Consider the following 684-nt stretch of genomic DNA (forward strand, 5'->3'; position numbering starts at 1 on the left):
CTGTCTGAAAACCCTATTTCAGACGGCCTTTTTTATTACAAACCCCTTGACTGATTACATAAGATTACGTAAAGTGTGCAACAGTTTTCATAAATTGGTAAAACCAATTTACCTGATAACTGATTGCATCTAAAAAGGTGGCAATCCTTATTCGAAAAACATCTATTACTCAACACATCGCATCAAACCGCCATTGATTGACGGTTATGATGCCCGTTGCCCCGAGGATAATCCCATGGCTCTCTTTCTCAGTATTTTTCCCATCGTGCTGCTGATCTGGCTGATGGTTAAGAAAAACAGTATGCCGTCCTACGTCGCGCTGCCGATTACCGCCGCGCTGATTTATGCCATCAAACTGTTTTATTTCGGCGACAACGCCATGTTGCTCAACGCAACAGCCGCGTCCGGCCTCGTCTCTACCCTGACCCCGATTACCGTGATTTTCGGTGCCATTATGTTCAACCGCATGATGGAAACCACCGGCTGTATCGACGTCATCCGCAAATGGCTGGCCACCATCAGCCCGAACCCGATTGCCCAATTGATGATCATCGGCTGGTCTTTCGCCTTTATGATTGAAGGCGCGTCCGGTTTCGGTACGCCTGCCGCCATTGCCGCGCCAATCCTGATGAGCTTGGGCTTCAACCCGTTAAAAGTAGCCATCTTCGCTTTGGTGATGAACTC

The 684-nt window shown here is 48.2% G+C and carries 1 protein-coding gene; it reads left to right on the forward strand.

The window, feature by feature from the left end; all coding sequences use genetic code 11:
- Positions 1–235 precede the first annotated feature (235 nt).
- A partial coding sequence (locus tag ACTHUM_RS16895; protein WP_440403541.1) for an L-lactate permease occupies positions 236–684 on the forward strand: 449 nt, incomplete at its 3' end.

Source organism: Neisseria sp. P0021.S006, from assembly GCF_051956895.1.